This window comes from uncultured Actinomyces sp., from assembly GCA_900541895.1.
Taxonomy (GTDB): domain Bacteria; phylum Actinomycetota; class Actinomycetes; order Actinomycetales; family Actinomycetaceae; genus Pauljensenia.
In genome coordinates, this window is record UWSI01000002.1 from 88,638 (window position 1) to 113,990 (window position 25,353).

Genomic DNA, 25,353 nt, shown 5'->3' on the forward strand with positions numbered 1-25,353 from the left:
CTTGGTGGCCAGAGAAGAGGATACGAGTGAGCACCTACAACGTGGCCGTTATCGGCGCTGGACCTGCTGGCATCTATGCATCTGATATCTTGTCCAAATCCGGTTTGGACGTAAATATCGACCTGTTTGAACGCCTTCCCGCCCCCTACGGCCTGGTCCGCTACGGTGTAGCTCCCGATCACCCGCGAATCAAGCAGATCATTGTCGCCTTGTACAAGATCCTTCAACGCGGTGATATTCGTCTTTTGGGCAATGTTGAGATTGGCCGCGACGTTACGATTGAAGATTTGCATGCGCACTACGATGCGATCATCATCGCAACCGGCGCTGACCGAGATGCCCCGCTCAATATCCCCGGTGTTGATCTGCCCCAGTCCTACGGTGCTGCCGACTTTGTCTCCTGGTACGACGGACATCCGGATTACCCCCGTACGTGGCCTCTTGAAGCCAAGTCCGTGGCCGTTTTGGGCGTGGGAAATGTTGCACTGGATGTTTCCCGTGTCTTGGCGAAGCATGCAGAAGACATGCTCGTGACCGAGATCCCGGAAAACGTTGCACAGGGTCTTGCTGAAAATCCGATCACTGATGTTCACGTCTTTGGTCGTCGTGGCCCCGCCCAGGTGAAGTTCACGCCGCTGGAACTGCGCGAGCTGGGGCATGTTCCCGATGTCGACATCATTGTTTCTGAGGATGACTTTGACTTCGATGAAGGTTCTGAAGAAGCCCTGCGCGCATCCAACCAGCAGCGCCAAGTTGTCAAGACTCTGACGAATTACGCGATGGAGGATCCCGAGTCTCACACGGCTTCGCGTCGCATCCACATTCACCTTTTCCAATCTCCGGTTGAGATCCTTTCCGATGAAAATGGCAATGTCAGCGCAATCCGCACTGAGCGAACCGAGCTGACGGGCGATGGATCCGTACGTGGAACCGGTGTCATGACCACCTGGCCCGTCCAGGCTGTCTACCGCGCAATCGGCTACTACTCGTCGCCGGTCCCCGGGCTGCCCTTCGATAAGCGCGCTGGTGTTGTTCCCAATGTCGAGGGGCGCGTGATCGATTCTGATACGACGAAGAATGAAGATGCTCCGGTGATTCCGGGTATCTATGCGACCGGGTGGATTAAGCGCGGTCCCGTTGGCCTTATTGGCTCGACGAAGTCCGATGCTCAGCAGACGATTTCCCACTTGGTTGAGGACGCCGAGGCCGGTCGCCTGCATGCGACTTCTTCCGACGTTGGTCACGAGGCCATGGTTGCGTTGCTGCGTGAACGTGGCGTTGAGTTCACAACCTGGGAGGGTTGGGAGCTTCTTGATGCCTACGAGGCCGCGCTGGGTGAGCAATTCGGTGAGGTTCCCGGTGGTCGCGGAACACGCGAGCGCGTGAAGGTCGTGTCGCGTCGCGCGATGACTGATATCTCCCAGGGCAAGGATGAGGTTCACGAGGACCTGATCGGTGAAATGGGGGAGATGGGCGTTCCTTCAGCCCCAGAGCGTTTTGAGGACTACTCGGGGCCGGCCCGCGCCTGAGACGGTTGCTAAGGAGGCGTTATGCATATGCGTCACTATCACAATGGTCTGAAGACCACCGTGCTTTTGGGTGGCATGTGGGCTCTGCTCCTGGCAATTGGCTATGCCATTGCCCTTGGAACCAGACAGTCCATGTGGATTTTCATCTTCGCCGGGATCGGACTAATCCAAATCGTTTGGTCCTATTGGAACTCTGCGAGTATGGCACTGCGTTCAATGAATGCCTATCAGGTGACTGAAGCGCAGCAGCCTGCGATGTATCGGATTGTTCGCGAGCTGTCACAAAAAGCAGGTCAGCCAATGCCGACGCTGTGGGTGGCTCCCACAATGACGCCGAATGCTTTTGCAACCGGTCGTAACCCATCGCACGCGGCGGTGTGCTGCACCGAGGGTATTTTGCACCTGCTCAATGAGCGTGAGCTTCGCGGAGTCCTTGGCCACGAGCTCATGCACGTCTACAACCGCGATATCCTGACGTCCTCCGTCGCAGCAGCAATGGCGAGTATCGTGACTTCGGTTGCCCAATTCATCATGTTCTTTGGTGGTGGAAGTCGTGATGATCGCGAGGGCGGACTTCTTTCGGCAATTGGTGGAATCCTGCTGGCGCTCCTCGCTCCTTTTGCGGCCACACTGATCCAGTTCTCTCTTTCGAGGACCCGCGAATACGATGCGGACGAGGATGGTGCCTACTTGACTGAAGATCCGCTCGCCTTGGCCTCGGCACTGAAAAAGCTCGAGTCGGGAAATGCGCAGGATCCTCTTCCGGTGACGCCGCAGACGCAGAATGTCTCCGCGATGATGATTGCAAATCCCTTCAGGGGACGGGGCTTGCGTAATCTCTTCTCGACTCACCCTCCGATGGATCAGCGTATTGCGCGCCTCGAACACATTGCGGGTTACTAGGAAGTGACTGACTTTTATAGGCAGTGACCTGTGAGAGCCTCGAGGCAAAACGCGATCATCTTAAAGTCATGAATAACCTGTGGGGGCATCTAGCAGCGCTAGATGCCCCCACAGTGTTGCTGTCAGTCGATCTCTATCAGCGGTAGTTCACAAACTGAAGTGCGACCTCGAGTTTTTCTCCCGAGGGGCCTTTGAGCAGTGCGATGACTGCCTGGAGATCATCACGAGACTTTGAAGAGACGCGAATTTCATCACCCTGGATCTGGGCTTTAACCCCCTTGGGTCCTTCATCGCGGATCAGTTTTGTGATTTTCTTCGCAACGTCCTGTTCGATTCCTTCACGTAGGGGTGCAACCAGGCGGTAGATCTTGCCCGATGCCTTCGGCTCGCGATCCTTGAGATCAAGAGCTTTCAGGGATACTCCGCGGCGAATGAGCTTGGTCTGGAGAACATCGACGATGGCCATGACGCGTTCGGGAGTATTGGCTTCCATCTCGATTGCGTCTCCGCTCAGGCGGATCGAGGCGTCGACGCCGCGGAAGTCGTAGCGCGTTGATACCTCTTTTGCGGCTTGATTGACCGCGTTGTCGACTTCTTGGCGATCTAATTTGGAAACAATGTCAAATGATGAATCGGCCATGACCATCCTCTCTTTGTGCTCTATGGCGCACTTGGGTCGCTCTGATTGGCGCGCGACCCGTTCATTCTGCTATTCTTCCACAGCACCGATTTTTTCGACGCATGGCAGGTTTCCAGAGCGGCCAAATGGATCTGACTGTAAATCAGACGCTTCGTGCTTCGGGGGTTCGAATCCCTCACCTGCCACCGTCTCGTAGAGACTCGTTGTGATGTCATTCTCACTGACAGGAATTGCTTCGCAGTTCGGTTATGAGTTAGGCTTCTCGGCGTTGCCCCGATAGCTCAGTCGGCAGAGCGTCTCCATGGTAAGGAGAAGGTCAAGGGTTCGATTCCCTTTCGGGGCTCAGGTCGCGGTTTCGACCGCAGCCGCTGCGGCGGGGTAGCTCAGCTGGTTAGAGCGCACGACTCATAATCGTGAGGTCGCGGGTTCGAGCCCCGCCCCCGCTACCAGACCAACAGAGTCGCACGCCGACATAAGCAATAGCAAAAGGGGAATCACCGTGGCAAGCAAGTCTCAGGACGTTCGCCCCAAGATCACTCTGGCATGCTCGGAGTGCAAGGAGCGCAACTACATCACCAAGAAGAACCGTCGTAACACGCCGGATCGTCTTGAACTGCAGAAGTACTGCCCGCGTTGCCGCAAGTCTACGCTTCACCGCGAGACCCGCTGACGGCGTCGCGCTAAACCCCGAGGAACGCAAGGTCCTCGGGGATTTTTGTTATCTGTATCTACTTTTCCGGTAGGGTGGCCCCATGAATACCCGCACGGATTGTCGTCAGATTGTCGCGCCGCTTGAAAGGGGCGAGGTTCGTATTCCTGCCCTCACGGTGCTTCCCGATGGACGCATGCTTCTCTTTTATGACGAGCGGCCAGCCCCGGCCTCGGGAAAAGGGTCGGACTTTAACGGGCTGACGATGGCCTCGGACCTTCCCAACCCGAATCGAATTCGTTGGGTGGAGCGCACGTTCCCAGCCGAAGGTGACAATGCGTCAAGGTGGAGTACTCCGCGCGATCTTCCTCTTACCCTCCCTGCGATTACCTCTGATGCGTGTGTGGGGATCGATGGTGACGGTCTTCTTCATCTGGCTTGCGCCTCGACGCAGGGGCAAGTGGGATATATGGATTCGCGTGCCGATGCTGAGCATCTTCAAGCGATCCTTGCGTGGGGGAGTGGTCCGGAGGACCTGCAAATGCGTGATCTGGCGGATGAGCTCTACTCTCGCACGGGCGCTGATGCGCTCTTTGCGACTTCTGGTTCGACTGTGACGTGGCAGGGAGCAGTTCTTCTTCCCTACGTTGTGCGAGTGGGTAATCGCACTCATGTGCAGGTGGTTGCCGTACGTGGCGGTGCGATTCAGTGGCTTACAGATCCCCTAGTTGGTCCGAGGGGCGTTCTTCTTGATGAGACGACGCTGGCGCTTTGGGATGGACGCCTTGTTGCCAATTGTCGTTTGCAAGGATTTGAAGGCCGAGGCTCGGGAGCTCGTTATCTTGCCTGGGGGGATGGGCACAGCTGGAACGGCGGGCAATTGTGGGATTGCGAGGACCCGGGGTGCAATGCGAAACAGCTTGCGGACTTCTTTATTCACCCGCATTCGCTCAGTTCGCGTCGTGCGGGTAGCGTTTTGCGCTTGACTCCTCCTTGGGAGGGGAGTGTGCGCGCCGAGGCCCTGGCTGCCTTGGGTGGGGGAGAGTTTGGGTATAGCGATGTCTGCGTCCGTGGTGACGAGCTTGTTGTTGTGTTTGAACGAGACCGTGGCCTGTGGGACGTAGTGCTTTCTATGACCGAGCTCGTGTCCTAGAGTTTCTGTGCTCTGTGGGGCAGATCTCAAGGGGTGTATGAAATTGTTATCTGAATATCTTGCGGGTATTTGTCAGACAACATATGCTTGCTTCAGCGGACGTGATAAACGGCCCGCACATCCCATTTCTCGAAGATGAGGAGCGAGAATATGCGTATGCGCAAGCACTTCGCAACCGGTGCTGCAATGGCAGCAGCGGCTAACCTGGTCCTGACCCCATGCGGTGGCGGATCGTCCACTTCAACATCAATCAGCAGTAGTAGTTCAGATTCAGGTGCACCCAAGGGCACCATCACCGTTGGTTCCGCCTACGAGACCACTGACTACAGCCCGATCACCACTTCGGCACTCGGCATGGGCGCAAACTGGCAGGTCCTCGAAGGCCTGTACCGCTTCGACATGTCCGACTACTCGGTCAGTCCCGCGCTGGCTGCCGGTGACCCCGTGAAGGTCTCCGACACCGAGTACGAGATCGCCCTGCGCGACGGAGCCAAGTTCTCTGACGGCACGGATGTCAAGGCAGCAGATGTCGTGAGCTCCTACGAGCGCACCACTGGTGACAAGTCCATCTTCCGTCAGTTCTTCACCTTCGTGGATTCCGTTTCCGCAAAGGATGACAAGACCATCACTGTTAAGCTCAAGTACCCCTTCTCCAACCTGAAGGAGCGCTTCGTCAATGTTCACGTCGTTCCCTCGACCATGAGCGAAGACGCACTCAAGGCCAAGCCGATCGGCTCTGGCCCCTACAAGTACGACAACATCTCGGCCACTGAGGTCACCGCTGTTCCCAACGAACACTACAACGGCAAGACTCCCGCGAAGGCAGCCACCCTCAAGTGGAGCGCCCTCAAGGACGACGCAGCACGCCTCTCCGCTGCTCTCGGTGGCAGCATTGACATCATGGAAGCCGTTCCCGCCGCAGCGCAGGATCAGCTCAAGGCAGCAGGCTGGAACGTCGAAGCCAAGCCCGGCTACGGTAACCCCTTCATGATGTTTAACACCCAGAAGGCTCCTTTCAACAAGCCTGAGGTGCGTCGTGCATTCCTCAAGGCCATCGACAAGCAGAAGCTGATCTCTTCGGCTCTGAACGGTCAGGCTGTGGAAGCTAAGTCCTTCCTGCCCGAAGCAAACCCGTCCTACAAGAAGCCCGCAACCGACCTGTCCTACGACAAGGATGCAGCCAAGAAGCTGCTCGCCGATGCCGGTGCTTCCGGTCTGACGGTCAACCTGGTGACGACGGACCACCCGTGGGTTCTCTCCCTGGTTCCCCAGATCAAGTCCGATCTCGAAGCTCTGGGCCTGAAGGTCAACCACCAGCAGATGGCTTCTTCGGCTCTCTACTCGACCGTGACCGACGTTGACAACCCGACCTACGATGTCGTCCTGGCTCCCGGTGACCCCTCGGTCTTCGGTGTTGACCCCGGCATCATCGTTTCTTGGTGGAACGGCGACAACGTGTGGACCAAGAAGCGCGACGGCTGGCAGGTTTCGGATCCCGATTCCTTCAAGAAGCTGCAGGGCCTAATGGACGAGGCTGTTCAGCTTGACGGTGACGCTGCCAAGGCTAAGTGGGGCGAGGTTCAGGATCTGCTCGCCGAGCAGAGCGTGATCTACCCGCTGGTCTTCCGCAACATGATTACCGCATCTAACCCCAAGAAGGTCGATGGCTTCAAGGCAATTTCCGCCACCAGCGTGCAGCTGCTTGGAGTAAGCGCGAAGTAAAGCCCTAACAGGCTTTCGACGAAAGGAGGGGTGGGATGCCCACCTTGGGCTAAGGCCACAGTGGGACCCCCACCCCTCCTTCATTTTGTTCAATTCCGCTTGACATGGAGGTCTAGCAGTGAATAACCTTCTGCGCCTTATCGCGCGACGACTGGTGGCGCTGCCGATCATGGTGGTCGGCGTGTCATTCCTCGTCTTCTTCATCATGTCGCTGTCTCCCATTGACCCCGCCTACTCGGCACTGGGTGAGACAGCCACTCCCGAAGCTCTCGAAGCGTACCGCGTTGAACGCGGACTCAACGAGCCCTTCTTCATCCAATACGGAACGTATCTGTGGAACATGCTTCACGGTGACCTCGGTCTGTACGCAACTGGCACGGAGTACCACGTGAGTGATCTGGTCGCACAGGCGCTGCCTGTCACTCTTCAGCTCACCTTCTTGGGTCTGTTGTTCGCAGTCGTTATCGCTTTCCCCCTCGGAGTCATCGCCGCGCTCTACCGCGATCGCTGGCCTGATCAGCTGATCCGCGTGATCTCGGTTATTTGCATTGGTACCCCTTCCTTCTGGCTGGCAGCGCTGCTGGTCTTGGCTTTCGTCGGTGGTTCCATCCCGGTTTCCGGTCCTATTCCTGCATTCAGCGTCGATCCCTTGGGTTGGTTCCTTCGATTACTTCTTCCCGCCATCGCATTGGCTGTTCCCGTGATCGGCCAAATGACCCGCGTCGTGCGTACCTCGATGGTTGAGGAACTCGACCGCGACTACGTTCGTACCGCAATTGGCGCAGGCATTCCCAAGCGTGTCGTCGTTGCCCGTAACGTCCTGCGCAACGCCCTCATCACTCCTGTGACTGTTCTGGGTCTGCGTATCGGCTACCTCATGGGTGGTGCCGTCGTCATTGAAATCATCTTTGCCATTGATGGCATGGGTAAGCTCGTGCTCCTCAAGGGCATCCAAGAGAACTGGGTGACCCTGGTGCAAGGTGGTGCCTTGGTCGTCGCAATCGCCTTCATCGTCGTCAACATCATTGTTGACATGCTCTACCTGCTCATCAACCCGCGTATTAGGTCGGTGTGAGTCATGAACCAAAAAGCAAAACTCGCAAAGGTCACCGCGAAGGGTGCGCATTTCTCACGCATCAGTGCGATGTCTTTGGGATCCAAGATCGCAATCGGTGTTTTGGCGCTGATCGTTCTTGTATCAATCCTTGCGCCCTTCGTGGCGCCCTATTCACCCGAATTTATCGATACGCCGTGGCAGGGGCCGTCTTCGGCTCACCTCTTCGGTACTGACCACGCGGGCCGAGACATTCTGTCTCGCGTCCTCTTCGGTGGTCGCTACTCACTGCTCATCGGCTTGTGCTCAACCGTGATCGCACTCTTCTTCGGCGCAATCATCGGATCGATCGCAGCTGTGACGCGCAAGGCCATCTCCGAAACCATTATGCGTATCTTGGACATCATCATGGCTGTCCCCGGTATCGCAATGGCGGCTGTTACGGTTCTGGTCTTCGGACGCACACTTGCCCAGTCCGACAACAAGATGGGCATTGTCTTCGTCATCATCTTCTCGATTGCATTCGTCTACATTCCGCAGCTGGCACGTATTGTTCGCGCAAACGTGATGGCCGCATACGGTGAAGACTACGTGCGTGCAGTGATCGTCTCCGGTGCCCGTGCACCGTGGATCCTCATCAAGCACGTGATGCGTAACACTGCTGCTCCGGTTTTGGTCTTCGCCACGGTCTTGGTCGCAGATGCGATCATCCTCGAGGCCTCGCTGACCTTCATCGGTTCAGGCCTTCCCGCAACCATGGTCCCCACCTGGGGCAATATCTTGTCCGAGGCTTCGTCCTACCTCTCGGTCCTGCTGGGCTACTGGTGGACCGCCTTCTTCCCCGGCTTGTTCATCATGGTCACCGTCTTGTGCTTGAACATCCTCTCCGAAGGCATCACCGATGCCATGGTTGCGGCTCCCTCCACGGCAGCTGTTGCTCAGGTTGACAAGAACTCTGAGCGCGAAGCCGACCGTATCCTTCTGGATCCTCGCCGTGCATACGCCGAGCAGGCCGAGTCCTTGCAGCAACGCTTGGATGATCTGGAAGTTGTCGAAGGCAAGCGTCACGATCGTTTTGTCTCTACTTCGCACGAAGCACCTCTGCTCGAGGTGAAGGACCTGTGCATCAAGTTCGAGCGTCACGGCGATGTCAATGTCGTCGATCACGTGTCCTTCAAGGTACGCCGCGGCGAGACCATGGGCCTCGTCGGTGAATCCGGATGTGGTAAGTCCATTACGGCACTGACCATTATGGGCCTCATTGACCCGAAGGCAGAGATCACCGGTGAGATCCTCTACGAAGGTAAGAACTTGCTGGAGATGAAGCATGAAGAGCGTCGTGCGCTTCTGGGCCACGAGATGGCAATGATCTACCAGGATGCTCTCTCCTCGCTAAACCCGGCCATGCTGATCAAGGCTCAGATGAAGCAGCTGACCAAGCGTGGAGGCACTCGCAGCGCAGAAGAACTCCTTGAGCTGGTGGGCTTGGACCCCAAGCGCACCCTGGAGTCCTACCCGCACGAGCTTTCCGGCGGCCAGCGTCAGCGAGTTCTCATCGCAATGGCACTGACCCGTGACCCGAAGCTCATCATTGCTGACGAACCGACCACCGCTCTGGACGTGACCGTTCAAAAGCAGGTCATCGACCTGCTCAACGAGCTGCGTGAGAAGCTCGGCTTCGCAATGATCTTCGTCTCCCACGACCTGGCTCTTGTCGCAGAGGTTGCCCACAACATCACCGTCATGTACGCCGGTCAGGTCATCGAGCAAGCTCCCACTCAGGAACTGCTCACTCACCCGACCCACGAGTACACCCGCGGCCTGCTGGGCGCAGTCCTTTCCATCGAGTCCGGCTCCGGACGTCTGCACCAGGTCCCCGGGACTGTGCCTTCACCTCGGGACTTCCCGATCGGCGACCGTTTCGCCCCGCGTTCCTCGCACCCCGACTACGGCCTCGATATTCGCCCGGTCCTCACCGAGGTGGGCCCCGAGCACGTGTATGCGGCACTGCCGCCTCGCGAAGAGGTCCGCGTCTCCAGCGAAACCATCGTCATTGAAGAAGGTCAGGAGGAAAACTGATGAGTACTGAAACTCCGATCATCGAGCTCAAAGACGTTGAGGTGACCTTCAACTCCCGTACCGGATCGCTGTTCCGCCCCCACAAGGTGCACGCGGTTCGCGGTGTTGACATGCGCATTGAGCGTGGACAGACTCTGGGTATCGTCGGTGAATCCGGCTGCGGTAAGTCCACGACTGCAAATGTTATGTGCGGCCTGCAGATGCCAACGAAGGGCCAAGTGTTCTTCAACGGTGAGGAAGTCACCAAGCGCGGTGCGGATGCGCGCAGGCGTATCGGACGTGTTGTTTCCGTGGTCTTCCAAGACCCCGCAACCGCTCTCAACCCGCGTATGCATGTTGCTGATCAGCTTGCCGATCCGCTGCGTGTGCACAAGATTGGTGACGAGGCCTCGCGCTCCAAGCGCGTTCGCGAACTGATCTCTTTGGTGGGTCTGCCTTCGAGCGCCTTGGATGCACTCCCCGGTCAGCTCTCCGGTGGTCAGCGTCAACGTGTGGCGATCGCCCGAGCCCTGTCCATCGGCCCCGATGCGATCATCGCTGACGAACCGACCAGTGCTCTGGACGTCTCGGTTCGCGCTCAGATCCTCAACCTGCTTACGGACCTGAAGAAGGAACTTGGCTTGGCGATGGTCTTCATCTCGCACGATATTCAAACTGTTCGTTACGTTTCTGACCGGATCGCCGTCATGAACGGTGGGAAGGTCGTTGAAGAGGGACCGGCAGCTGAATTGCTGGCGTCCCCGAAGGATCCTTACACCCGCAAGCTCCTGGGGGCTGCACCCTCGCTGCTGCATCCAACACTCGGAGGAGAGAACTAATGAGTTCACAGATTCGCGGCGTTGTCCCGCCGTTGGCTATCCCGCTGAAGAACGGCGAGCTGGACGTTGTCTCGCTGGAACGACACATCAACCGCATGATTGGTGCGGGGCTGAACGGCCTCTTCGTTTCCGGCTCGACCGGTGAGGTTGCATTCTCGACCTCCGAGCGTCGTCAGCAGATCCAGCGCGAGGTTGTTCGCATTGTCGACGGCCGCGTTCCGCTGCTGGTTGGTGTGATCGATACCGAGACCGAGCGCGTCATTGAGAACATCAAGGCAGTTGAGGAAATCGGTGGAGCTCTGGGCGTCGTTGCAACCGCTCCCTTCTATGCGCTGGGCGGCCAGGCGGAGATCGAAAAGCACTTCCGCATCCTCAAGGAGAACACCAATCTTGAGCTGTGGGCCTACGACATTCCCGTCTGTGTCCACACGAAGCTGCAGAATGATCTTGTTCTTCGCTTGGGTAAGGAAGGCGTTCTTGACGGCGTTAAGGATTCTTCCGGTGACGATGTGGGCTTCCGCTGGCTGTCCCGTGCGAACGAGGCCGCTGGCCACCCGCTTCAGCTGCTGACCGGCCACGAAGTGGTTGTCGACGGTGCTTACATGTCGGGCGCAGATGGCTCGGTCCCCGGCCTGGCCAATGTTGACCCCGATGGCTACGTCCGTCAGTGGCAGGCTTTCGAGCGCGGTGACTGGGAAGCTGTGCGCACCGAGCAGGACCGCCTTGCGGACCTCATGCGCATCGTTCTGGTGAAGGGCGTTCAGGGCTTCGGCGCCGGCGTTGGTGCCTTCAAGACTGCTCTGCAGCTTCTGGGTGTCTTTGATTCCAACGAGATGCCGCGTCCTGTCGCTGCCCTCGAAAGTGACAACGTCGAGCACGTTGCTTCCGTCCTGCGCGAAGCCGGCTTGCTCTCCTGATCATCAGCGAGGCTGAGGTGGTCCTCCTCTCGCGTACGCGCGAGCGTGCGCCCGCCTTGGCCTCGCTGATTACCATTTTCATCCGTTCTTTAGTGGAGAACTTTCATGACTACGCTCCTCGCCCTTGATATCGGCGGAACCAAAGTCGGTTGGGGCATTGTCGAAGTTGGACAAAACTCTACGGTTGTTGAGCGCGGCTCAATTCCTACTGAGGCTTCCCGCGGGGGCGCCGACGTCGCCGAGCGAATCTGCTCGCTGGCCTCGTCTCTCAAGGAAGCTCACCCCGAGGCCTCGGGCGTCGCAATTGCTTCTGCTGGGGTTGTTGACCCCGTTGAGGGAAAGATTGTCTCGGCAACCGACATCATGCCAGGGTGGGGAGGAACCCCTCTGGGCAAGCTCGTTGCGCAGCGCACGGGACTTCCTGTGCGCGTTCTTAACGACGTCCACGCACACGGCTTGGGCGAAGCAACCTTGGGAGCCGGTCGCCCCTATTCCTCGGTCCTTTCGATCGCAGTAGGTACGGGAATTGGTGGGGCTCTGGTCGAAGATGGCCATGTCACTTTTGGTTCCCGAGGGATCGCCGGGCATGTCGGTCACATCCATCATCACTTCGCCCCCGATATGGTGTGCTCCTGCGGCCGACTTGGTCACATCGAGGCATTCTGTTCAGGGTCAGGAATTACTGCTTGGTACAACTCGCTGCGTCCTCAAGATGCTCCCGAAGTTGATGGCGGTCGTGCGCTGCAAGAACTCGCCGATGCGGGTGACCCACTGGCTTGCGCCTGCTTCTCGCGCTCCGCGTACGCACTGGGTGAGGCCACGGCCTCGCTGGTCAACTGCGTGGACCCGGCAGCGGTCATTATCTCCGGTTCGATGACTCGTTCGGGAGATATCTGGTGGGATGGTCTACGTGAAGGTTTCGTGGCCAGCGCGATGACTCCCGTTGCCGATACACCGATCCTCATTGGTTCCCTGGGCGGTGATGCGCCGCTGCTCGGAGCCGTTTCATTCTTCCTCAACGCATAGGAGAAACCATGCATCCGCTTATTGCCGGCCTGAAGGGGAAGCTCATTGTTTCCGTTCAGGCTTACCCCGGAGAGCCCATGCGGCACCCCGAAACCATGGCTCAGATTGCGCGCGCTGCCGAAATCGGTGGGGCCGCGGCAATTCGCTGCCAAGGGCTGTCTGATATTTCCGCAATCAAGGGACGCGTGGATGTTCCCGTCATTGGTTTGTGGAAGGAAGGCCACGAAGGCGTCTACATCACTCCCTCGCTTCGTCACGCTCGCGCGTGCGTGATGGCTGGGGCCGATATTGTCGCCCTAGATGCGACCGGTCGCCCGCGTCTTGATGGTCGTAGTTTTGCCGAGACCGTTGCAGCTCTTCGCGAAGAAGAGACTCTGGTCATGGCTGACTGCGGATCTTTTGACGACGCGCAGCGTGCAGTTGATGCCGGTGTCGATATCGTCTCGACCACCCTTGCCGGTTACACCGGTGATCGTCCGAAGACCGATGGCCCCGATTTGGAGCTTCTCCAGCAGACGGTTCAGGCATTCCCGAATGTTCCTGTGATTTGTGAAGGGCGTATTCACACTCCGGAGCATGCCGCAGCTGCCATGAAGCTCGGTGCCTTCGCAGTGATCGTCGGTACCGCAATTACTCACCCGACGTCGGTAACGGGTTGGTTTAAGGCCGCAGTCGAAAACTGACGTTATTCCCGATTTTCAACCGGTGTCCGTGTGGAGTTATTTCACACGGACACCTCTTTTTTGGGCATTTAACCACGGGCCTTTCAGCGAGTAAAATTTCGAACCATGTCTATTCCCTCGTCGCGTGCTCACAGTGCTCTTCGTGCGACCTTCGTGGTCTACGCGGGCCTTGGTTCTGCAACCTCGGCGTGGCTGTCGCGGCTGCCAGACGTGCGTGATCACCTGGGGCTGACTCCAGGAACCATCGGCATGATGCTCTTGATCGCCTCCTTGGGATCTTTGCTGACTCTTCCCACTTCCGGCCCAATCGTCATGAAGATCGGTGCGCGGTGGGCTGGACGAATCGGCGTATTCGTTTGGGCATTAGGCATTGCCGGTGCAGCAAGTGGAACCCTGACGGAATCCCTTCCTGTCTTCACAGCATCTTTGGTCTTGATGTCTGCGGGAACGGGTCTGTGGGGCTCGAGCATGAACATCGAGGCCGGCCTTGTACAAGCTGCTGTGCGGCGCTTGGTTGTTCCCGTCATTCAGGCGATGTATGCCGTGGGTATGCTCGGCGGTGCGCTCGTAGGCGCGCTTGCCGCACGCGCGGGACTTCCTGTTGCGGCTCACCTTTTCGGCCTGGCCGCACTTGAGCTTATGGCCTGTGGAATCGCTGTCGGTTTCTACCTCAGTCAAGATGAGGTCGCCACTCTTGAATCCGCGAAGGAAAGTTCCCTGGGCGAAGGGGACGAGGCCTCGGCGGGCAATGCGAAGAAGGGGCTGACCCGCTTGGCATGGCGCGAGCGTCGCACGGTCCTGATCGCGCTCATGGTGATGAGTGGCGGACTCCTAGAAGGCGCCGCTAACGACTGGCTGAACCTGTCGATGGTCGATGGCTATGGCTTCGCGACTTCTTCCGCGTCGGCGATCTTTGCTTTCTTCTTGCTTATGATGACGCTAATGCGTTTTGCTTCGCCGCGTTTGGAAAGACGTTTTGGCGCGCCGCATTTGCTGAGATGCACCATGGGCTGTGCGGTTGTCGGCTTACTGCTTGTTGCTTTCGCTCCGCATCATATTTTGGCGATTGTTGGCGTTGCATTGTGGGGTATTGGGGCTTCTTTGGTCTTCCCGTTGGGTATTTCCGCACTCAGTGTTGATCCCGTGATGACTCCGGCTCGTGTCTCGGTGCTCTCGACGGTGAATTATGGTTCGGCGCTCATTGGACCGCCGGTTTTGGGCTTGATCGCAGATCATGTCGGTTACCACCGCGCGCTTGCCTTCGTCGTTCTTCCCGTGCTTCTGGCGATCGTTTTGGCCGGTCAGGTTCCGGACCAGCGGGGGCGAGTGCGAGCCGTTGCACCCCTTGGCGATTAATCTTGAGTTATGACGACTCTTGCTGAATTGACGACCTTTCGCGTGGGCGGAGAGGTTTCTCGCCTTGTTCGCGTGGCTTCCAGTGAGGAATTGGTTGCTGCCGTTCGCACGGCTGATGAGGAGCTGCGCCAGCTTCTAGTTTTGGGTGGCGGATCGAATCTGCTTGCATCCGATGCTCCATTTGATGGAACCGTCATCGCTGTGCGTCCTGGTGCACAAATCGCTCGCATCATTGAAGAGGACGGGCCTGACTCGGTGATCGTCCGCGTGTGGGCCGGCACGATCTGGGATGACTTTGTTGCGTGGACCGTCGAAGAACACTTGTCCGGTATCGAGGCCTTGTCGGGGATCCCCGGAAGCGCGGGAGCATCCCCGGTACAGAACGTGGGCGCCTACGGACACGAGGTTGCTGAAACGATTCACAGTGTCGAGGCCTACGACCGCCTCGAACAGCGCATCGTCCGGCTGCTTCCCTCCGAACTTGGTTTTGCCTACCGTTCCTCCGCGATCAAGCACAGCATTGGTCAGCCCGGTCTTCCCGGCCGCGTCTGGGGGCCGACGGGGCGTTGGGTTGTGTTGAGCGTCGACTTCCGACTCGAGCGCTCATCCCTGAGCGCGCCTGTCATGTACTCCGAACTCGCGCGGCGCCTCGGAGTGGAGGCTGGGGAGCGTGCCCAGGCGTCCTTGGTCCGCTCGACCGTGCTCGAGCTGCGCGCGGGGAAGGGAATGGTCTTAAACCCCGAGGACCACGATACGTGGAGCGCGGGATCTTTCTTCACCAACCCCATCCTTCCCGAGGCAGCAGCTGCAGCGCTCCCTGAAGAGGCGCCTCGTTTCCCGGCGGGGGAGGGACTGGTGAAAACCAGCGCCGCTTGGCTCATTGACCACGCGGGCTGCCCCAAGGGCTTCCATCTTCCCGAGGCCGGAGACCCGCCGCGCGCGTCCCTGTCCACCAAGCACGTGCTCGCGCTGACGAACCGTGGGGGAGCAAGCGGCGCAGATATCGAGGCCTTGGCGCGCGCTGTGCGCGGGCGCGTGTTTGACGCCTACGGCGTGACTCTTGTTCCTGAGCCTGTTGCGATCGGTATTGAGTGGTAGCGCGGATCTTCGTCAACCTTGCGAACAGGCTAATAGTTTGCCCGAGAGGCTGTCATCTATCTGCTTGAACTGCACTGCGCAGGCGTTCGATCATATCGGGAACATTGCGGGTAACGGCCGTCCACAGAAGCTTGTCATCCATGCTTTGGTACCCCGAATGCGCCGCGATGTTCCGAGTCGTCCGCAGCGTGCGCTTCTCGACTGAGGTGAGGGTATCCATGTATGGTGCGTATTCCTCACGCTCCAGGAAACCGGCCAGTCGGATGATCACCATGCACGCGGAGTCATATTCGGGGCAATCGCTGGTGAAGGTCTCGGCGGGGACCCCAGCAACCCGCTCGATGCGTCGGGTGATAACGTCAAGTTCACGTAAGAAGTTATCAACGTCGAAGCTAAGTGTTTGTCTCTTTGCCGCGCGTGGCCGAGGCGTGAAAGACGCAGGGTCGCTCACAAGTGGTACCGCCTCGTCAATGATGTTCCGCAGATCTTCGGGTACGTGTGTATCCGCGTGGACTTCGGTAGGAAATCCCGTGAGTTCGCTTGTAAACGAGGCGATATCTGCCAGCTCAAACAGTGACAGCTCGCGGGTGGGTGTACCGATCAGATCGATATCCGATTCAAAACCGTCCGTCCCCTGAGCGACGGAGCCAAAGACTCGGAGGGATTCTAGTCCTTGTTCCGTGGCATAGCGGCTGATAGAGGGGGCGTAGCGGGATAAAGGGATGGAGGGGCGATAGTCGGCAGCGCGAAGAATTTTCTCTAAAAGCTCGGCGGATACCGCACGTTTCCCAGCTTCGATTTGTGCGAGGGTTGACTGGCTCATCCCGGTCATCCCCGCTAGTTCAGCCTGTGTAAGCGAAGCATCGGTGCGCGCTTCGCGCACAAGCAATGGTGCGTGTTCCCGATTAAAACGCGTCATAAGGGCATGATAGTGCACGGATGCACTATTGGTGAAGAGAAATACTTAGGCTGCGGGCGGGGTTGCAAGCCACTGATCGATTTCCGCTTTCCACACGCGTTTCGATGCCTCGCTGGCCAAGGAAGCGTCAATCGATTGACGGGCCAAATCTGCCAGCTGTGCGTCAGAAAGCCCAAAAACATCACGCGCAGCCTCGTACTGGTCAACCACACGCGAATGGAATAACAAGGGGTCATCAGCCGAAAGAGCAACGCGCGCGCCGGCCTCGATAAAGCGCATGAGTGGAACAGATGCGAAATCTGGGAAGACCCCCAGGTGAATATTCGAGGTCGGACACACTTCGAAAGAAATATCCGCGTCAATCAAACGCCGCAGTAAATCGGGATCTTCACTGGTGCGCACGCCGTGCCCCAAACGCGTTGGGTGCAGGGCTGAAACAACGTTCATCACCGATTCCGGGCCCAAAAGCTCCCCGCCGTGAGGAACCGAGGCCAAACCGCCATCACGGGCAATGCGGAAGGCGGGAGCAAAAGCCGAGGTATCGCCAACGCGCTCATCATTGGACAGACCAAAACCCACAACTTTTCCGGGGCTGTCGCCGGCATACTGAACCGCCAGACGAGCAAGCGTGCGTGCGTCAAGGGGATGGCGAATTCGTGAGGCCGCAACGATCAATGCAACTTCAACGCCCGTGCGTTTCCCCGCAGCGATCGCCTCGTCAATGATGATCTCCAAAGCGGGAGTAATCCCGCCAACCCAGGGCGCGTAAGACGTGGGGTCGACCTGCATCTCGAGGCGACGCGAGCCTTCGGCCGCATCATCTTCCGCGGCCTCGGCAACGATTCGTCGCATTGCGGCTTCGGAACGCACTAAAGCTCGAGCGGCATCGTAGGAACGCTGGAAACGGAACCAACCGCGGGCGTCTGCGGGCACGGTTAAGGGATCCAGGTCCAACAGGTGCGGGGGAAGGCGCGTGCCTTTTTCCTGCGCCATATCCACCAGCGTCTGTGGGCGCATCGCACCTGTGAAGTGCAGGTGAAGATGGGCTTTGGGGAGTGTGGACAGCGGTCGTCGCCCAGGGGGAGTCGGTGCTGGAACAGTAAGAGAAGGCTGGCGAGGAATAGATGTCGACGCCATCAGTGCCTCTCGACCCACAGGAGCAGGTCACGTAGGACCATATCCTTCTCGGGCTCATTTAAGACTTCGTGGCATGCCCCGTCGATGATTCGCAGGTGGATATCTGCGTCGGGATGTGCATCACGCACGCGCTCAACAAACTCTGCAGAGCCCTCCGGCGAGGTCAGCTCATCGGCGCTACCGTGGAAAATCAGCGTGGGGCAGGTCAGGCGATCCGCATGATCAAGTGCCTTCTTGCCCTGAATCACCATGGTCGAGGCCGTCAGAAGCGGGGGAGCGCCGTGGTAGTTGAGGGGATCGGCATCGAAAGCTTCTTGGACACTGGGATCACGCGAAAGCAAGGAATGTTCGGGCGTGGACTGTGCTGCTGGAACCTGTACTCCCGGCAGATAGCGAGCCAGTTTCCCGAGGCCTCCAACCACCGGCATAGGAAGCTGGGGGAGTGGAATGAAAGCGGGCCCGGTGAGGACCATGCAGCGCAGATGCTTGCGGTAGATCAGCGCAGAAGCAGCGCTAATCAAACCACCCATTGAATGCCCAAAGAGGATCAATTCATCGCAGCGTGAATTGTGAAGAGCCTGTTGGCGAGCAACGATGTGGTCCTTGATCAGCAGACCGACGTCGACTTGGGCGCGAGGACCTGGAGAAGCGCCATGACCGTAGTGGTCGTAGGTTGACACATCGTAGCCAGCCTGGAGAAGCGCATTGACCAGCCCTTCAAAACGTCCCGAATGCTCGCCATAACCGTGGGCGACAAGGACGTGTCCATTGGGTTGGTCGAGGTGTGTTCGCCGCGTCGAAAGGTCCATATGTCAATTGTGACAGCTCAAGCTCAATTTTGGATAGCGCTATTGGGGTATTTATTGACGCGGAGTAAGAAAAACCCGGGCGGTGGCACTGTGCCGCTACCGCCCGGGTGTATTGGAATTTTGATTCAGCTGTATCAGTGAGCTTCTGCCAGAAGTTCCTGAATTCGTCCCACGCCCTCAACAAGGTCCTCGTCTGCCAAGGCGTAGGACAGGCGAATGAAACCAGAGGGGCCGAAGGCCTCGCCGGGAACGACTGCGACCTCGACCTCATCCAAGATCAGGTCGGCCAATTCGGCGGAAGTAGTTGGGATCTTCCCGCGAATTTCTCGCCCAAGAAGATCCTTGACTGCCGGGTAGGCGTAGAAGGCGCCCTTCGGTGTGGGAACCTGAAGTCCGTCGATTTCGCGAAGCATCTTCACCATGGTCTGGCGACGTCGATCGAATGCCTGACGCATATGTTCAACGACATCCAGTGGCCCATTAAGAGCAGCGATTGCTGCGCACTGAGCAATGTTGTTGACATTCGACGTCAGGTGCGATTGGAAGGAGGTTGCTGCACGGATCACGTCGCGAGGCCCGATCATCCAGCCCACACGCCAACCGGTCATCGCATAGGTCTTCGCAACACCGTTTAACACAATGGTTTGGTCGGCAAGTTCGGGGACAAGCTTGACGATGTGTGCGCTTTGCGCACCGTCGTAGAGCAGGTGCTCGTAGATCTCGTCGGTGATCACCCACACGCCGTGCTTGAGAGCCCACTGACCGATCGTCGTCAGCTCAGCGGGAGTATAAACAGCACCCGTTGGGTTCGAGGGTGAGCACAGAAGAAGAAGCTTTGTGCGAGGGGTGCGTGCGGCCTCGAGCTGGTCAACGGTGACCTTGTAGTCCTGATCGGCACCCGCGAAAACTTCCACCGGGGTTGCGCCCGCGAGCTTGATGACCTCGGGGTAGGTGGTCCAGTAGGGGGTGGGGAGGATAGCCTCGTCTCCGGGGTTCAGTAGCGAGGCGAATGCCTGAAAAACCGCTTGCTTTCCGCCGTTGGTCACCAAAACTTGGTCGGGGCTGACCTCGTATCCGGAATCGCGAAGAGTCTTGTGCGCGATTGCTTCCTTGAGTGCAGGAAGGCCCGAGGCCGGAGTGTAGCGGTACATCGCGGGGTTGCGTGCTGCTTCGAGCGCCGCCTCGACGATGTAATCGGGGGTTGCGAAATCAGGTTCGCCCGCACCGAAACCAACGACGGGGCGACCCTGAGCCTTCAGTGCTTTAGCCTTAGCGTCGACGGCAAGGGTTGCGGATGGGGTGATATTGGCGAAGCGCGTTGAGATACGCGGAGCTGATTGAGTATCCACATCAGTATTGTGACATGGTCGCAGTGATTTATTGGTCTGAGTCACAATTTGAGCTTTTGCGGGGCAATGTCGCGCGGATGAGTTGGACATGGGACGCGTTCTCCCCTAAACTCAACCAGGCAACACTTTTTAAAGAGTTGCAGTAGGGCAGTGGCGCAATTGGTAGCGCACCGGTCTCCAAAACCGGCGGTTGTGGGTTCGAGTCCCGCCTGCCCTGCCACTTAGGTGCAGAACTATTGGAGGAACGATGAGCGGATCCCAGGCTCGCCGTGACGAATCGCCCAAGGCGGATCGCACAAAGAGCAGTGCAACGCGCTCTCGTAAAGCCTCCTCCTCTGAGAAGACCCAGGAAAAGCGTCCGAATATTTTCAAGCGCATGGTGATCTTTGTCTCTCAGGTTGTCGCTGAGATGAAGAAAGTTGTTTATCCCAGCGGATCAGAGACGTGGACCTACTTCATCGTTGTGATTGTGTTTGTTGCCGCAGTTATGGCTTTCACTGGAATTCTTGATTTCCTATTCGGTAGACTAGGTTCCATCGTATTTGGCTGAAACCGTGACCCGCCCGCAGGAATGCAGGCGGGTTTCTTCTACGGCTCGGCCGTGAAGCACCGCGCAAGCGGTAACCACAGGAGGAAAACCCGTGAGCCAGGACAAGATCGAGGGCCAGGAACCCGATACTTTTGATGGTGGAATCGCCCCCGAAGGTGAGCTGGAAACCGCTGCACAGCGCGAGGATGAGCGCGAAGAGCGCCTTGAAGACGCCCCCGAAGAGCGCAAGGAAGCTCTTGAAGAAGGCGAAGCGATTGCTGGCGTTGAGGAAGCAGCTGCGGAAGCGGCCTCGAGCGAGGATGATCCCATCGAGAAACTGCGCCGTGAGCTCTACATGTCTCCCGGTGACTGGTACGTCATCCACACCTACTCCGGCCACGAGCGCAAGGTGAAGGCAAACCTTGAGCAGCGCATCACCAGTCAGAACATGGAAGAGTCGATCTTCCAGGTTGAGGTTCCCGATGAGTACGTCATGGAGTACCGCGGCAATGTGAAGAAGCGTGTTCGTCGTGTGCGCATCCCCGGATATGTCATCGTCTGCATGGACTTCAATGAAGACTCCTACCGTGTCGTGAAGGAGACTCCCGCGGTTACCGGCTTCGTTGGTGATCAGCACAATCCCGTGCCGCTGTCGATCGACGAGGTCGTTATGCTGCTGACCCCGAACGTGCTCGAGGCTGCTGCCGCTGAGGAAAAGAGCGCTCCTGCTCCCGTTCAGGAAGTTCGCACTCAGTTCGAGGTCGGCGAGGTCGTCACCGTCACCGATGGTGCATTCGCCACCATGAGCGCAGTGATCTCCGAGATCATGCCTGAGACTCAGCGCCTGAAGGTCTTGCTGACCATCTTCGAACGTGAGACTCCCATGGAACTCACCTTCGATCAGGTCGAAAAGATCGAAGAGTAAATTCACTGAAACGCAAGTGGGTGCTCCCTTTTTGCTGATGAAGTGAATGTCAGCTGATCTCTCGGTCGGCGTGAGCTGCAGCACCTAGACTTGGGGAGTCACCCACATCGCGTTATCATGTAGATTCGTGCGTCTGGGTGGACTTTGTCTACGGGTTGCTCTTCCTGTAGATCCCACGTGGACGTATGCCGCGGTAGTCTCCGCGGCTGAGTAAGAAATAGAAAGACCCGAAATATGGCACCGAAGAAGAAGAAGGTCACCGGCCTCATCAAGCTGCAGATTGCTGCAGGCGCCGCGACCCCGGCTCCGCCCGTTGGTCCTGCACTGGGCCAGCACGGCGTGAACATCGTTGAATTCACGAAGGCATACAATGCTGCAACTGAGTCGCAGCGCGGTTCGATCGTCCCGGTTGAAATCACCGTTTACGAAGATCGTTCCTTCACCTTCGTTCTGAAGACCCCTCCGGCCTCCGAAATGATTAAGAAGGCTGCAGGTGTTGCAAAGGGTTCGGGCACCCCGAACACCGCCAAGGTTGGATCGATCACCATGGACCAGGTGCGCGAAATCGCCCAGGCCAAGATGGTTGACCTCAACGCCAACGACATTGATGCTGCATCCAAGATCGTCGCGGGCACCGCACGTTCCATGGGCATCACTGTTCAGGATTGACCCTTTAATTTCCGTGGTAGGGCAGGCGCTGCCCGACACCCACACCTGCAAGGAGAAGAAGCAGAATGACGAAGCGCTCTAAGAGCTACCGCGCAGCGGCGGAGAAAATCCACGCTGGCGAACTGTACAGCCCCCTGGCCGCAATGCGTTTGGCCAAGGAAACCTCGGTCACCAAGTTCGATTCAACCGTTGAGGTTGTTATGCGACTGGGTGTTGATCCCCGTAAGGCCGATCAGATGGTCCGAGGCACCGTTTCCCTGCCGCACGGCACCGGTAAGACCTCCCGGGTCTTGGTCTTCGCCGTTGGCGAGCGCGCACAGGAAGCAATCGACGCCGGAGCCGACGAAGTCGGTGGCGACGAGCTGATCGAGAAGGTTGCCAAGGGCTACACCGACTTCGATGTCGCCGTTGCAACCCCCGACCTCATGGGCAAGGTTGGCCGTCTGGGCCGCGTGCTTGGTCCCCGTGGCCTCATGCCGAACCCCAAGACCGGCACCGTCACCATGGATGTCGCTAAGGCCGTTAAGGAAATCAAGGGCGGTCGTATCGAGTTCCGTGTCGACAAGCACTCGAACCTGGCATTCATCGTCGGTAAGGCTTCCTTCACCGCCGAGCAGCTGGTCGAGAACTACGCTGTCGTCTTGGAGGAGATCCTGCGCATGAAGCCGGCTTCCGCAAAGGGCCGTTACATCCTCAAGGCTACGGTCGCCACGACCATGGGTCCTGGTATTCCGCTGGATGCCACCAAGACTCGCGCCCTGACCTCCGAGGATGCTTCCTGAAGCACTAGAGGTTAACGGCAGATAGTCGTTTCACGTGGGTCCCCACGAGCGTTGCTCGTGGGGACCTTTGCTTTGGTTCATAGGGAAGTCGAATAAGACGTCATACTGAGGAAAGTGACTCCGGCCATGCGTGACGTGTGTATTGAACCGTGTGCTGATACACACATCCAAAGCTGGAACCCCGACCGCGATGCGTGTTAAGCTACTCGTTGCCGAAGACCGTCGGTCATCCACCTCGGTGGATTCCAAGTGCGAAAGCTTCCGACGCAGGTGAGTGACTTCTTGAGAAGTGGGTTTCATTTGAGCCCGGCCGCTTTCCTGCGTGCCGGGCTTTTTCGTGCGTCCGGCGGTGAATTTTTGAAAGGAGGACCATGGCGAAGTCCGACAAGGTGGCAGCAGTTGCCGAGCTCGTGGAGCGTTTCCGCGCAGCCGACGCTGTCCTGCTGACCGAGTACCGCGGTCTGACCGTTGGCCAGCTCAAGCAGCTGCGTCGCGGCCTGGCTGGCAATGCGACCTACGCCGTGGCAAAGAACACGCTGGCGATCCTGGCGGCTCGCGAAGTTGGTCTCGATTTCCTCGAGGCTGACCTGAAGGGCCCGACCGCTATCGCTTTCGTCACCGGTGAGCCCGTTGAGGCTGCCAAGACGCTGCGTGATTTTGCCAAGGAGAATCCTCAGCTGGTACTGAAGTCCGGTGCTATGGAGGGCGCACAGCTCTCCGCTGAGGCTGTCAAGAAGCTTGCCGATCTCGAGTCTCGCGAGGTCCTGCTGGCCAAGGCTGCAGGCGCTCTCAAGGCGAAGATCTCTCAGGCGGCATACGCCTTCAACGCGCTTCCGTCCAAGGCGGTGCGCACCATCGATGCTCTGCGTGAAAAGCAGGGCGAAGCGGCCTGACGTGACAGGCCCGCGAAGGCACTTGCCTTTGCGATCACATCCACAATCTGCTCACGTAGCAGGCCAAAATCGAAAGGATGCCAATCATGGCTAAGCTCTCCAACGACGAGCTCATCGAAGCTTTCAAGGAAATGTCCCTCATCGAGCTCTCCGATTTCGTGAAGCTCTTCGAAGAGACCTTCGACGTTACCGCTGCTGCTCCCGCAGCCGTTGCCGTTGCTGCTCCTGCAGCAGGCGATGCTCCCGCAGCTGAAGAGAAGGACGAGTTCGAGGTTGTCCTCGAGTCCGCAGGCGACAAGAAGATCGCCGTCGTCAAGGCTGTCAAGGCTCTGACCGGCCTGGGCCTCAAGGAAGCCAAGGACCTGGTTGACGGCGCCCCCTCGACCATCTTCGAGAACGCCAAGAAGGAAGACGCCGAGAAGGCTAAGGCTGAGATCGAAGAGGCCGGCGGCAAGGTCACCCTTAAGTGACTTTCCCCGTCTGATTCATTCAGACTTTTGCCCGTCATGGGCCACGAAACCCCGTTCTGCTTCGGCAGGGCGGGGTTTCCGCTTTTGCTGCCGCCCTGCCGTCGCTCGCGGCCACGCAACCGAGCGCGGCCTCGTGAAGTGGAAGTTTCGCAATTTCCTGCGCATTCGACTTGACCATGACGTGACGTGAGGCTTCACAATGATTGACATGAACAACGACGGAATTCTTTACACTGTTGGCGAACTAGCCAAGCACTTTTCGTTGACTGTGCGAACGCTTCGTCATTGGGAAGAACAGGGGCTTCTCGTGCCCTCGGGGCGAAGCTGGTCAAACTATCGGCTCTACTCGCTTGAAGACTGTGCGCGCGTGCAGAGAATCATTATTTATCGTGCGACGGGCATGAAATTGATGGATATCAAGGAGCTCCTTGATTCCGGTGACTCTGCGATTGTGCACCTCAAACGTCAGCGAGAGAGCCTTATTGCCCATCGCCAACAGACGGACAAAATGATCGCAGCAATCGATACGCTATTGGAGGAAGCAATGAACGACAATGCGCTCAACGCGGAAGAAATTGGGGCAATCCTTGGGGATGCTGACTTTGCCACGCATCAGGAGGAAGCTGAACAACTCTACGGTGGCAGTGATGACTGGCAGGAATCTCAGCGCCGCACTGCGTCGTGGAGTGCGGCGGACTGGCAGGGGAATGCTGAAGCTTTTGAGCAGGTCGAAAAGGACATGATCAACGCGATCCGCAAGGGAGTTTCTCCTGACAGTGGCGAGGCGGCACGTCTTGTGGCCTTGCATAGGGAACTGCTCAGTGCCTTTTTCCCAGTGACCCCCGCAAAGCACTACGTGATTTCGCGTTCCTACATTCACGACGAGCGTTTCCGCTCGCACTACGACTCGCAGCTCGACGGTTTTGCCCAATGGCTCGCGTCTGCAATTGAGTACGTTGCTCATCAGAGCGGTGTCGATACCGACAAACCCGAATGGAAGTGATTGGTTTGTGAGGCAGGCCATGAGCGCAGGATGCTTTCGGATTTGCTCTTAGCTCACTTCATCGCTACTATTTCTTTTTGTCGCTTTCCCGCGTAGCTCAACGGCAGAGCATCCGACTGTTAATCGGACGGTTACTGGTTCGAATCCAGTCGCGGGAGCTTCTCCCCGGTACTTGGTACCGGGGTTTTCTTTTTCAGCGAACTCCAAACTGCCCATCTTGCACTCTGGGGCTGAGAGTGCC

Annotated in this window: 25 protein-coding genes and 5 tRNA genes; 25 read left to right on the plus strand and 5 right to left on the minus strand. The window is 58.0% G+C overall.

All coding sequences use genetic code 11. The features are described 5' to 3' along the window. Positions 1-26 precede the first annotated feature (26 nt). Together QZR18_RS01265 and htpX are read left to right on the plus strand one after the other, a co-directional pair. The gene (locus QZR18_RS01265; RefSeq protein WP_178706019.1) at positions 27-1,529 is read left to right on the plus strand and encodes an FAD-dependent oxidoreductase; all 1,503 of its coding nucleotides are present in this window, start codon (positions 27-29) and stop codon (positions 1,527-1,529) included. A gap of 21 nt (positions 1,530-1,550) precedes the next feature. Next, positions 1,551-2,432 carry a zinc metalloprotease HtpX gene (htpX, locus tag QZR18_RS01270; RefSeq protein ID WP_178706016.1) on the plus strand — a complete coding sequence of 294 codons (882 nt, stop codon included), beginning with the start codon at positions 1,551-1,553 and terminating at the stop codon, positions 2,430-2,432. Positions 2,433-2,568: 136 nt separating this feature from the next. Here htpX and QZR18_RS01275 read toward each other — a convergent pair whose 3' ends face one another. After that, entirely contained in the window at positions 2,569-3,072 is a 504-nt protein-coding gene (locus QZR18_RS01275; RefSeq protein WP_026066683.1) for a YajQ family cyclic di-GMP-binding protein, read from the minus strand. A gap of 103 nt (positions 3,073-3,175) precedes the next feature. Here QZR18_RS01275 and QZR18_RS01280 point away from each other — a divergent pair. The 14 genes from QZR18_RS01280 to QZR18_RS01345 all read left to right on the plus strand — a co-directional run bounded on the left by QZR18_RS01280 (position 3,176) and on the right by QZR18_RS01345 (position 15,627). Beyond that, positions 3,176-3,257: transfer RNA gene (locus QZR18_RS01280), tRNA-Tyr, on the plus strand. Positions 3,258-3,342: 85 nt separating this feature from the next. After that, a tRNA-Thr gene (locus QZR18_RS01285) sits at positions 3,343-3,415 on the plus strand. 29 nt (positions 3,416-3,444) lie between these two features. Continuing rightward, positions 3,445-3,521, plus strand: a tRNA-Met gene (locus QZR18_RS01290). A gap of 50 nt (positions 3,522-3,571) precedes the next feature. Continuing rightward, positions 3,572-3,742, plus strand: a complete 171-nt coding sequence (rpmG, locus tag QZR18_RS01295) for a 50S ribosomal protein L33 (protein ID WP_019126956.1) — start codon at positions 3,572-3,574, stop codon at positions 3,740-3,742. An 82-nt stretch (positions 3,743-3,824) separates the two neighbouring features. Next, positions 3,825-4,874, plus strand: a complete 1,050-nt coding sequence (locus QZR18_RS01300) for a sialidase family protein (RefSeq protein ID WP_178706013.1) — start codon at positions 3,825-3,827, stop codon at positions 4,872-4,874. A 150-nt stretch (positions 4,875-5,024) separates the two neighbouring features. Beyond that, positions 5,025-6,596 carry an ABC transporter substrate-binding protein gene (locus QZR18_RS01305; RefSeq protein ID WP_295910075.1) on the plus strand — a complete coding sequence of 524 codons (1,572 nt, stop codon included), beginning with the start codon at positions 5,025-5,027 and terminating at the stop codon, positions 6,594-6,596. A gap of 118 nt (positions 6,597-6,714) precedes the next feature. Next, the gene (locus tag QZR18_RS01310) at positions 6,715-7,671 is read left to right on the plus strand and encodes an ABC transporter permease (protein ID WP_178706007.1); all 957 of its coding nucleotides are present in this window, start codon (positions 6,715-6,717) and stop codon (positions 7,669-7,671) included. Between the two features lie 3 nt (positions 7,672-7,674). Continuing rightward, complete coding sequence (locus QZR18_RS01315; protein WP_178706004.1) at positions 7,675-9,729, plus strand: dipeptide/oligopeptide/nickel ABC transporter permease/ATP-binding protein; 2,055 nt, start codon at positions 7,675-7,677, stop codon at positions 9,727-9,729. Then, positions 9,729-10,547 carry an ABC transporter ATP-binding protein gene (locus QZR18_RS01320; RefSeq protein ID WP_178706001.1) on the plus strand — a complete coding sequence of 273 codons (819 nt, stop codon included), beginning with the start codon at positions 9,729-9,731 and terminating at the stop codon, positions 10,545-10,547. The genes QZR18_RS01315 and QZR18_RS01320 overlap by 1 nt, the downstream gene beginning before the upstream one ends. Beyond that, positions 10,547-11,464 carry a dihydrodipicolinate synthase family protein gene (locus tag QZR18_RS01325; protein WP_178705998.1) on the plus strand — a complete coding sequence of 306 codons (918 nt, stop codon included), beginning with the start codon at positions 10,547-10,549 and terminating at the stop codon, positions 11,462-11,464. The genes QZR18_RS01320 and QZR18_RS01325 overlap by 1 nt, the downstream gene beginning before the upstream one ends. A 105-nt stretch (positions 11,465-11,569) precedes the next feature. Next, positions 11,570-12,490, plus strand: coding sequence for an ROK family protein (locus tag QZR18_RS01330; RefSeq protein WP_178705995.1), 921 nt, complete (start codon positions 11,570-11,572; stop codon positions 12,488-12,490). A gap of 8 nt (positions 12,491-12,498) precedes the next feature. After that, the gene (locus QZR18_RS01335) at positions 12,499-13,173 is read left to right on the plus strand and encodes an N-acetylmannosamine-6-phosphate 2-epimerase (protein WP_178705992.1); all 675 of its coding nucleotides are present in this window, start codon (positions 12,499-12,501) and stop codon (positions 13,171-13,173) included. Between the two features lie 105 nt (positions 13,174-13,278). Then, the gene (locus tag QZR18_RS01340; RefSeq protein WP_178705989.1) at positions 13,279-14,529 is read left to right on the plus strand and encodes an MFS transporter; all 1,251 of its coding nucleotides are present in this window, start codon (positions 13,279-13,281) and stop codon (positions 14,527-14,529) included. A 9-nt stretch (positions 14,530-14,538) separates the two neighbouring features. After that, complete coding sequence (locus QZR18_RS01345) at positions 14,539-15,627, plus strand: UDP-N-acetylmuramate dehydrogenase (RefSeq protein WP_178705986.1); 1,089 nt, start codon at positions 14,539-14,541, stop codon at positions 15,625-15,627. 52 nt (positions 15,628-15,679) lie between these two features. On the opposite strand, the gene QZR18_RS01350 is transcribed toward QZR18_RS01345, so the two are convergent. From QZR18_RS01350 to QZR18_RS01365, 4 genes are all read right to left on the minus strand, one after another. Further along, positions 15,680-16,546, minus strand: coding sequence for a helix-turn-helix domain-containing protein (locus QZR18_RS01350; protein ID WP_295910082.1), 867 nt, complete (start codon positions 16,544-16,546; stop codon positions 15,680-15,682). 45 nt (positions 16,547-16,591) lie between these two features. After that, positions 16,592-17,683 carry an adenosine deaminase gene (locus tag QZR18_RS01355; protein WP_178705983.1) on the minus strand — a complete coding sequence of 364 codons (1,092 nt, stop codon included), beginning with the start codon at positions 17,681-17,683 and terminating at the stop codon, positions 16,592-16,594. Further along, entirely contained in the window at positions 17,683-18,492 is an 810-nt protein-coding gene (locus QZR18_RS01360; RefSeq protein ID WP_178705980.1) for an alpha/beta hydrolase, read from the minus strand. Before QZR18_RS01360 ends, QZR18_RS01355 begins: the two co-directional genes overlap by 1 nt. A 134-nt stretch (positions 18,493-18,626) precedes the next feature. Beyond that, positions 18,627-19,841 (minus strand): pyridoxal phosphate-dependent aminotransferase, encoded by a 1,215-nt coding sequence (locus tag QZR18_RS01365; protein WP_178705977.1) that lies wholly within the window; start codon positions 19,839-19,841, stop codon positions 18,627-18,629. Between the two features lie 144 nt (positions 19,842-19,985). Here QZR18_RS01365 and QZR18_RS01370 point away from each other — a divergent pair. From QZR18_RS01370 to QZR18_RS01410, 9 genes are all read left to right on the plus strand, one after another. Beyond that, a tRNA-Trp gene (locus tag QZR18_RS01370) sits at positions 19,986-20,061 on the plus strand. A gap of 27 nt (positions 20,062-20,088) precedes the next feature. Beyond that, positions 20,089-20,391, plus strand: a complete 303-nt coding sequence (gene secE / locus QZR18_RS01375) for a preprotein translocase subunit SecE (protein WP_178704994.1) — start codon at positions 20,089-20,091, stop codon at positions 20,389-20,391. Positions 20,392-20,482: 91 nt separating this feature from the next. Next, the gene (gene nusG / locus QZR18_RS01380; RefSeq protein ID WP_178704989.1) at positions 20,483-21,295 is read left to right on the plus strand and encodes a transcription termination/antitermination protein NusG; all 813 of its coding nucleotides are present in this window, start codon (positions 20,483-20,485) and stop codon (positions 21,293-21,295) included. Positions 21,296-21,529: 234 nt separating this feature from the next. Continuing rightward, complete coding sequence (gene rplK / locus QZR18_RS01385; RefSeq protein WP_009408634.1) at positions 21,530-21,964, plus strand: 50S ribosomal protein L11; 435 nt, start codon at positions 21,530-21,532, stop codon at positions 21,962-21,964. Between the two features lie 65 nt (positions 21,965-22,029). Further along, on the plus strand, positions 22,030-22,746 hold the full coding sequence (rplA, locus tag QZR18_RS01390) for a 50S ribosomal protein L1 (protein WP_178704986.1): 717 nt from the start codon (positions 22,030-22,032) through the stop codon (positions 22,744-22,746). A 371-nt stretch (positions 22,747-23,117) separates the two neighbouring features. Next, complete coding sequence (gene rplJ, locus QZR18_RS01395; RefSeq protein WP_009408642.1) at positions 23,118-23,639, plus strand: 50S ribosomal protein L10; 522 nt, start codon at positions 23,118-23,120, stop codon at positions 23,637-23,639. Positions 23,640-23,725: 86 nt separating this feature from the next. Next, positions 23,726-24,109 (plus strand): 50S ribosomal protein L7/L12, encoded by a 384-nt coding sequence (gene rplL, locus QZR18_RS01400; RefSeq protein ID WP_019126974.1) that lies wholly within the window; start codon positions 23,726-23,728, stop codon positions 24,107-24,109. 208 nt (positions 24,110-24,317) lie between these two features. Next, positions 24,318-25,112: a MerR family transcriptional regulator gene (locus tag QZR18_RS01405; RefSeq protein WP_178704997.1), complete on the plus strand. Its 795-nt coding sequence runs from the start codon at positions 24,318-24,320 to the stop codon at positions 25,110-25,112. Positions 25,113-25,198: 86 nt separating this feature from the next. Beyond that, positions 25,199-25,270 (plus strand) — tRNA-Asn (locus QZR18_RS01410). Positions 25,271-25,353 lie beyond the last annotated feature (83 nt).